Origin of the sequence: Thermoproteus sp. CP80 (genome assembly GCF_002077075.2) — an archaeon.
Classification (GTDB): Archaea; Thermoproteota; Thermoprotei; order Thermoproteales; family Thermoproteaceae; genus Thermoproteus.
In genome coordinates this window covers 49,345-56,341 of the sequence record NZ_LCWM02000009.1, presented here as the reverse complement: position 1 = coordinate 56,341, position 6,997 = coordinate 49,345, and the positions used below count along the sequence as shown (strand labels likewise).

The 6,997-nt window shown below is 62.7% G+C and carries 9 protein-coding genes; 2 read left to right on the top strand and 7 right to left on the bottom strand.

Annotated elements, in window-relative coordinates; all coding sequences use genetic code 11:
- On the top strand, window positions 1-1,410 hold a 1,410-nt coding region (cysS, locus tag B7L68_RS03190; protein ID WP_081246248.1), incomplete at its 5' end, for a cysteine--tRNA ligase.
- Between the two features lie 248 nt (window positions 1,411-1,658).
- Here cysS and pyk read toward each other — a convergent pair.
- Genes pyk through B7L68_RS03175 form a run of 3 tightly spaced genes read right to left on the bottom strand, consistent with a single transcriptional unit; the run spans window position 1,659 to window position 3,597 of the window.
- A complete protein-coding gene (gene pyk / locus B7L68_RS03185) occupies window positions 1,659-3,005 on the bottom strand; it encodes a pyruvate kinase (RefSeq protein WP_081246242.1) in 1,347 nt (448 codons plus the stop codon).
- 30 nt (window positions 3,006-3,035) lie between these two features.
- Entirely contained in the window at window positions 3,036-3,323 is a 288-nt protein-coding gene (locus B7L68_RS03180) for a hypothetical protein (protein WP_081246241.1), read from the bottom strand.
- Window positions 3,307-3,597, bottom strand: a complete 291-nt coding sequence (locus B7L68_RS03175; protein ID WP_193432463.1) for a ribonuclease BN — start codon at window positions 3,595-3,597, stop codon at window positions 3,307-3,309. The genes B7L68_RS03180 and B7L68_RS03175 overlap by 17 nt, the downstream gene beginning before the upstream one ends.
- A gap of 47 nt (window positions 3,598-3,644) precedes the next feature.
- On the opposite strand from B7L68_RS03175, the gene B7L68_RS03170 reads away from it, so the two are divergent.
- Window positions 3,645-4,379, top strand: a complete 735-nt coding sequence (locus B7L68_RS03170) for a 50S ribosomal protein L2 (RefSeq protein ID WP_081246239.1) — start codon at window positions 3,645-3,647, stop codon at window positions 4,377-4,379.
- Here B7L68_RS03170 and B7L68_RS03165 read toward each other — a convergent pair.
- From B7L68_RS03165 to amrB, 4 genes are all read right to left on the bottom strand, one after another.
- A complete protein-coding gene (locus tag B7L68_RS03165) occupies window positions 4,376-4,699 on the bottom strand; it encodes a TFIIB-type zinc ribbon-containing protein (protein WP_081246238.1) in 324 nt (107 codons plus the stop codon). The genes B7L68_RS03170 and B7L68_RS03165 overlap by 4 nt on opposite strands.
- Window positions 4,700-4,773: 74 nt before the next feature.
- Window positions 4,774-4,989, bottom strand: coding sequence for a hypothetical protein (locus B7L68_RS03160; RefSeq protein WP_143615284.1), 216 nt, complete (start codon window positions 4,987-4,989; stop codon window positions 4,774-4,776).
- Window positions 4,990-5,076: 87 nt separating this feature from the next.
- Window positions 5,077-6,135, bottom strand: coding sequence for a type 2 isopentenyl-diphosphate Delta-isomerase (gene fni, locus B7L68_RS03155; RefSeq protein ID WP_081246236.1), 1,059 nt, complete (start codon window positions 6,133-6,135; stop codon window positions 5,077-5,079).
- Window positions 6,132-6,977 (bottom strand): AmmeMemoRadiSam system protein B, encoded by an 846-nt coding sequence (amrB, locus tag B7L68_RS03150; protein WP_081246235.1) that lies wholly within the window; start codon window positions 6,975-6,977, stop codon window positions 6,132-6,134. Before amrB ends, fni begins: the two co-directional genes overlap by 4 nt.
- Window positions 6,978-6,997 lie beyond the last annotated feature (20 nt).

Here is a 6,997-nt window from a genome sequence, read left to right as displayed (position 1 = left end):
ACGGCCAGCAGGAGGGTGGAGCAGTTCGCGGTCGGGACGCCGGGCGTCGCGTCGGGCTACGTCTGCGGCATAACTCCCTACGACTCCGTCCACGTGGGGCACGGCAGAGTCTACGTCTTCTTCGACATGTTCCGCCGCTATCTGGAGCGCCTGGGCCTCCAGGTGAGGCTCGTCGTCAACTTCACCGACGTGGACGACAAAATAATAAACAGAGCCAGGGAGGAGTTCGGCGCCGCCTCAGTCAAGCGGTGGCGGGAGGTGCCCGAGCGGTACATATCCGAATACTTCGACGTCATGAGGAGGCTTTACGTCAGGCCCGCATACGCCTACCCCAAGGTGACCGAGAACGTGGGCGACATGCTGGAGTGGATAAAGGCGCTGGTCGATAGGGGCTTCGCCTACGTGGCGCCCGACGGCTCGGTCTACTTCGAGGTGGGCAAGGTGCCGCGCTACGGCGAGTTCTCCGGCCAGAGGATAGAGGAGCTGATCGCAGGCGCCAGAGTCGAGCCCGAGCCCGGCAAGAGGAACCCGCTGGACTTCGCCCTCTGGAAGAGCTGGTCCCCCGGCGAGCCTTGGTGGGACTCCCCCTGGTGCCCCGGCAGGCCGGGCTGGCACCTCGAGTGCGTGGTCATGTCGACGAAGCATCTGGGCATGCCCTTCGACTTCCACGGAGGCGGCGCCGACCTCGTGTTCCCCCATCACGAGAACGAGATAGCCATAGCCCGCGCCATGTTCGGCGTGGACTACTTCGCCAGATACTGGATACACGTGGGCTACCTCACGGTCAGAGGCGAGAAGATGTCTAAGTCCCTGGGCAACATAATAACCCTGAGGGAGGTCCTCTCCAAGCACAGCGGCGAGGCCTTGAGGCTGGCCTACGCCATGAGCCACTACCGCAAGCCCATGGAGTTCAGCTTCGAGCTCCTGGACAGGGCCGAGGATATGGTGAAGACGCTCTACACGGCCTACGACGAGCTCGGGCAGGCGGTGGCGGACGCAGGCGAGAGGGACTCGGAGCCCGTCGTCGAGCCTTTCCAGAGATACGTGGAGGAGTTCTACGGCGCCCTCAACGACGATTTCTCCACCAACGAGGCCGCCCAGAGGCTTTACGACGCCGCGCGCTATATAATCTCGACCTTACTGCATAGGATAGACAAGATCTCGCGGGAGGCCGCCCTCGGCGTCCTCTCTAAATATGTCGAGATGGCCGACGTGCTCGGCCTACTGGAGAGAAGGGAAGTGCCCAGAGACGTCCAGGAGGCCGTCAAGGCGCTGGTCGAGGCCAGGTCCAGGCTGAGGCAGGAGCGGCTGTACCAACTGGCGGACCAGATAAGGGACCGGCTGTCCGCGCTGGGCGTGGATCTGCACGACTTCGGCCAGAGGACCTACTACACCTACAGAAGGCGTTAAGGGGCACGGGACGGCGCGCCCGCGGGAGGCAGGCCGCGTCGGATCCTGCACGGCTGAGCCGTCCCGCCGACGGCCCCGGCGGGCGCCGCTCGGCGCGGCCGAAGGGCCCTCGACCGGTCTCCGGAGCTGGCGGGCGTCCAACCCCGCTGCGCGGGTTGTCCAGCCGCAGATCGGGGACGCCGCGCCTATTGCAGATGTCGGCGTACCGTGAGCTCCTCACCGATCAGCTTAGATGCATCTCCTCACGACTATTCCTTGATGTTTATTTTTATTGTGTGGACGCCTCCCCTCAGCCCGTAGGTCGCCACCAACATCTTGTCGGGGAAGCGGGCCATCAATTTCTCCAGCCCCTCCTCGTATGAGGAGGCCGGCAGCAGCAGAGGCTCGATGCCCCATATAAGCGCCAGTTTTCTGGCCACCGACGCCTCCCTCACGCCGGCGTGTATCCCGACAAGCGGCCTGAACTTAGCCACGCGTCTGGCGAGCGCGCCCGTCATGGAGTAGACAGCTATGTCGGCGCCTAGGTCCGCGGCCATGTCGGCGACAGCCTCGGCGAATCTATCCCTCGCGTTGGCGGGGCTGGGCCTCCCGAGCGGCTTCACCTCAGCTATCGAGATGATCTTCCTGAGCCAAGACACGGCCTCCAGGGGGTAGCTCCCGCTCGCCGTCTCGTTGGTGAGCCAGAGCGAGTCGACTCCGAGCGATGCGGCGGCATATACGTCGTTGACCTCGGCCCTGGTGGGCGTCGGGCTGGCCTGCATAGAGTCCAGCAGCTGGGTGGCCACGGCCACCGGCTTCCCCCGGGCCAGGGCCCTTTCTATCAACGCCCTCTGGATCTTCGGTATATACTCGAGGCCGTAGTGCAGAGCCAGATCCCCTCTGGCCACCACCACGTAGTCCGCCGCGTCGATGATCTCATCTATTCGATCCACGGCGCCTTTAGTCTCTATCTTGGCCATGACGTCGGAGGCGAGGCCGCGCTCCCTGACGATCTTCCTCATGAGCGAGACCTCGGCGCCGCTTTTTATCAGGCTCAGAGCCACGTAGTCTATGTCATCTCCATACCGCGCCAACGCGTCGAGCGCGGCGAGGTCCTCCTCGACGGGGAGAGCTATGTCGAAGTCCTTGCCCTTTACGACGACGGCCTTATTGCTGCCTATCTCCCCCGACGACAGAGCCTCGGCCTCCACCTGCTGCCCCGAGGCCGCGACGGCCCTCAAGACGAGCCTGCCGTCCAGCATGAGCAGCTCGTCGCCTTTCTCCACCACGTCGAAGAACTCGCGCCTGGGTATAGGCACGAAGCCTCTGCCCCTATCGGCCAGCTTGAAGATGACCCTCTCGCCGGCAACCACCCGGAGCGGCTCCATCGGGCCTGTCCTCACGCCAGGCCCCCTCAGATCGGCGATGATCGCTATCGGCTTCCCCCTATCTCTTTCGAACCGCCGCACCGCCTTCACCCTAGCCTCCAGCTCGCGCTCCGTCGCGTGCGACATATTTATCCTAGCTCCGTCCACCGACTCGAGCAACCGGCCTAAGTCTGTTAGTCTGTCGGTGGAAGGCCCCAACGTGGCTACAACTTTGGTGTACACCGGCATCAATAGGCTCTTATATAAAGATGTTGAGGTCTACCGGTACGAGGAGAGCTCGCGGAGGGCTGACTCCAGGTCTGATGCCTCAAACGCCTTCTCCCGGCCTCTGTAGACCTCGACCTTCCTCACCCGGCATTGATCTAGCACGTTCTGAACCGCCACGCCCGGAAACGCGCGGTTCCAGGGGACCACGTTTCCGTATTCGTCCAGCGCCTTTATCTCCCTATCTATGAGCAACCTCCCCCTACATCTACTGAAAGATACCTCGATCTTGATCCCTCTCTCCCTGGATATGGAGATCAGCCTCTCAAGTAGCTTGAGCATGGACGTTCCGGGGCAACCTCAACTTGTGCGCCGAGTAGTAGGTGACCACTCCGTCGTTGCTGACAAGGGCCAGCACGACGGGCGCCGACAGGGTCTCCCCCATGTTGAGCACTCTGTACAGTTGCCTCAAGGGCTTCTCGACGCCCTCCACCATTACGTAGAATAGATACCTCTCGTCCTTCTCGGCCACGAAGAGGCCGTCCTCTATCCTCTCGACGATTTTGAATCCCCTGGACCTCAAGTCGCTGAGCACCTGCTCCTCCAACACGTTCACGGGCGCGTCCCGGGCGAACATTTATATAGCTTTAGGCTTCGCGGGCCGTGGGTAAGCGCATATTGGTGCAGAGAAGGGGCAGAGGAGGAAGCCAGTTCAGATCGCCCGGCTGGAGGAGAGACGGCGCGGTGAGGTATCCGCGCGACGTCTCGGGCCACGGCTACGTCGTCGAGCTCCTCCACGAGCCGGGGCTCAACGCACCCGTGGCCAAGATAAAGATGGCGGACGGCGCCGAGTTCCTCAACTTCGCCGCCGAGGGCATGTACGTGGGGCAGAGGATAGAGGTCGGCGAGGGGGCCTCGGTGAGGCCCGGCAATATACTGCCTCTACGCAGGATACCGGAGGGCACCATGGTGTATAACGTCGAGAAGATGTACGGCGACGGCGGCAAGTACGCCAGATCGGGGGGCGCCTACGCCGTCATCCTCGCCCATAAGGCCGAGGCGGGCAAGACCTCCATAAGGTTGCCCAGCGGCCGCGTGATCGACGTAAGCTCGGACGCCAGGGCCTCGGTGGGGATCGTCGCCGGCGGCGGCAGGATAGAGAAGCCCATGTTGAAGGCCGGGGCTAAGTACCACAGGTCTAAGGCCAAGGCCTGGAAGTGGCCCTTGGTCAGAGGCAAGGCCATGAGCCCCTACGCGCATCCGCACGGAGGAGGCAGCCACCCGAAGGGCGGCACGCCCGTCCCGAGGACCGCGCCGCCTGGACAGAAGGTGGGCTTCATAGCGTCTAGGTGTACCGGCCGCGGCTGCAGGAGGGCGCGCGCGCAACAGAGGGCTTAACACCCGTCGATAATTGCCGCCAACGCCTCCCTCTCGTTTTTGTCGTTAGTCATGCGTATAGCTCTCCTCGCGATCCTCCTCACGATCTTGGCCGCGTCTCCCTCGCTTGCACCCCTCTTGACCATCTCGCCCTTCATTCTGGCGCAATCTATGGGCCTCACGTCCTTAAACTCCTCGTAGAGCTTCTCTATGTTGAAAATCCTCCGGGCCCATCCAAGGTCGGCCATGGGCATTTGCCAGGAGTATCCACACGAGTTGCAGACGTACTTGCCGGACGGAGAGATCCTCACATCCCTACTGCCGCACTTGGGGCAGACCATGGAGATATGGCCTTCGCCGGTTTATAAGCCTCTTGTTGAGGCTAACCAGGCGCATCGCGCGGCGCGTTTCCCCGCTAGCGGTATCTGCCGATAATTGCGGATATTTCCGCCGGCGGGGTTGGGCCTAGGCGCGGGATCACCGGCGTCGCCCGCGCCGCATGGGCCCCCGTCGGGGCCGACGCCACGAAGCCCCCCATCTGGATGTGCTTGAGGCCGATGTTCACAGCCCCCAAGGCGTCCCGCTCCCACACCTCATCCCCGGCCTTCCCCACCCTCAGGCGCATCCTCACGGGGCGGACGCGCCCCGACGCCCCCCTCACCGCAGTGCGGATCACAAGGGGGCTGAAAGTTATGCGGACGCCCGAGGGGAGTACAGCCTAGCAGCCAACGCCGCGTTGCCTTAACCACGATTCGAGGCGCGGCCCGAGCACCTTGGGCGCCCGCCTCAGGTCTTGTATCTTAGCCGCCCCCGTCAGGAACATGGCCACGCGGAGCTCCCGCCATATCTTGGATATGGCTTGGGCCACTCTGTCGTCTAACGCCGCCTTGAGCAACGGCTGAGATGCCGAGAAGTAATCGGCGCCGAGGCTCAAAGCCCGCGCCCCGTCCAGCCCGTTCCTTATGCCGCCGGAAGCTATCACCAAACCCCTAAAGGCCGACTTTACCTCGCATATAGCCGCCGCCGTGGGGATACCCCAGCCCTTAAACACCTCGGACATCTCGTAGAGCTCCGGACGCTCCTCCCTAGCCCTCAAGGCCTCTATGGCCACGAAGGAGGTGCCGCCCGCGCCCGCCACGTCGATTATATCGGCCACTCCGTTAAGGAGGCTCGCCACCTCCTTGGAGATTCCGTTGCCCACCTCCTTGACTATCAGCTGCACCTTCAAGGCCCTCTTGAGGAACCTCAGCCTCTCCAGCACGTTTCTGAAGTGGGGCTCGCCCTCGGGCTGGAAGACCTCCTGGGCGGGGTTTAGATGGACCGCCAGAGCCGCCGCGTCGATCATGCCGACGGCCTCCTCGGCCCAGCGCAGCAACTGCTCGTCAGAAAGCCTGGAGATCTGCGGGGCGCCTAGGTTGGCTATCTTGGGCACCGTCGGCGCGTTGGACCTGACCACCTCGAAGCTACGTCTGGCTTCAGGCTTCACTATGCCTATGCGCTGGGAGCCCACGTACATAGGCACTCTCAGCTCCTCGGCGGCTTTCGCCAGCCTTGCGTTTATCTTCTCGGCCAGCTCGGTCCCGCCGGTCATCGCCCCTATTATGAACGGCATAGATATCTCGCTGCCCAGAAACGTGGCCCTGGTGTCGACGTCGTCTAGGTCGAGCTCCGGCAGAGCCCTATGTATCAAGACCACGTCGTCCAGCCAGTTGTCGCCGACCTGCGACTCGGGCGATGCCGCGAGGAATATATGATCGTTTTTACGTTTATCTATCATGCGTAGAACAACACGCTGGCGTAGCCGACCGTCTCGTCCATATAGCCGCTGGTGTCCCCCGAGGTGGCGTGCCTCAACAACTTGGCTCTGAACCCCAACGTCGAGGCGGCCTTCATCAAGGCCCCTATGGGACCTATGCCGCACGCCGATATGTCGTACCTGGAAACTACGTCGAAAAATCCGTCCACATCGCCCTCCACAATCTTAGATATGGCCAGCTCGTCCTTCTTGGCGGTCACCTCGTGGTGCTCATAGTGGTTGAGGTCGGAGCTTGCTATTATGTATATCTTCTTCCCAAAGCTGGATATCATCTTGGCGAGGGCGGCGCCCAGCTCCTTGGCCGTCGAGGGCGTCTGGCGCCATAGGGCCACCGGAACTATCTTGACGTCGCCGAAGAAATACCGGATAAAGGGCATGTGGACCTCGACCGAGTGCTCCTTGGAGAAGGCGTAGAAGTCGTCCTCGAGGGATCTGTATTCGGACAGCAGGAACTCGGCCACCTCCTCATCGATCTCGAGCGCGCCTAGAGGCGTCTCCCAGACGCCCGATTTCATTATTGCGACGGGCGCCCCCACGCCGTAGTGGTTAGGCCCGACGACCACCACCGTGTCGGGCTTCCCGTAGCCCTTAAGCGCCGCGTACGCCCAAGCCGCCACGGGGCCCGAGTAGACATAGCCCGCGTGGGGCGCTATAGCCCCCAGCGCGCGGGCCCCCTCGGGATTGAGGGATTCCGTCCGGGGGCCTAGCTCATGGCCGATGCTCCACCTAATCCTCTCGATGAGGGCCTCTCGATCGGCCTCGTAGAAATAGCCGGCGACAGCCGGCTTCCTGACTCTAGTCATGAGGATATATCGCAGTTATA